This is a genomic window from Actinokineospora sp. NPDC004072 (genome assembly GCF_053604195.1).
Genome location: NZ_JBSGHB010000014.1, coordinates 87,264 through 87,723, shown reverse-complemented (window position 1 = coordinate 87,723; position 460 = coordinate 87,264). Strand labels below are relative to the sequence as shown.

1 protein-coding gene is annotated in these 460 nt (G+C 81.5%); it reads right to left on the bottom strand.

The window, feature by feature from the left end:
- A partial coding sequence (locus ACWEPX_RS22125) for a hypothetical protein (protein ID WP_451899111.1) occupies nt 1-460 on the bottom strand: 460 nt, incomplete at both ends.

Genomic DNA, 460 nt, shown 5'->3' with positions numbered 1-460 from the left:
CGCGACCGGCCCGCCAGCCGGGCCGCGTCGGCGACCGGGAGGTGCCCGCCCGCGCGCCGACAGACGTCGGCAAACCCGGGCTCGCCATCCGGCCGGGGTCCCTGCGACCGGCCCGCCAGCCGGGCCGCGTCGGCGACCGGGAGGTGCCCGCCCGCGCGCCGACAGACGTCGGCAAACCCGGGCTCGCCATCCGGCCGGGACCGCTGCGACCAGCCCGCCAACCGGGCGGCGTCCGCGACCGGGAAGTGGCCGCTGGCGCGCCGGTGGACGTCGGCAAACCCAGGTCCGTCGTCCGGCTGGGGCCGCTGCGACCGGCCCGCCAACCGGGCGGCGTCGGCGACCGGGAGGTGCCCGCCCGCGCGCCGATAGACGTCAGCAAACCCGGGCCCGCCATCCGGCCGGGACCGCTGCGACCAGCCCGCCAGCCGCGCGGCGTCGGCGACCGGGCGGTGGCCGTCCG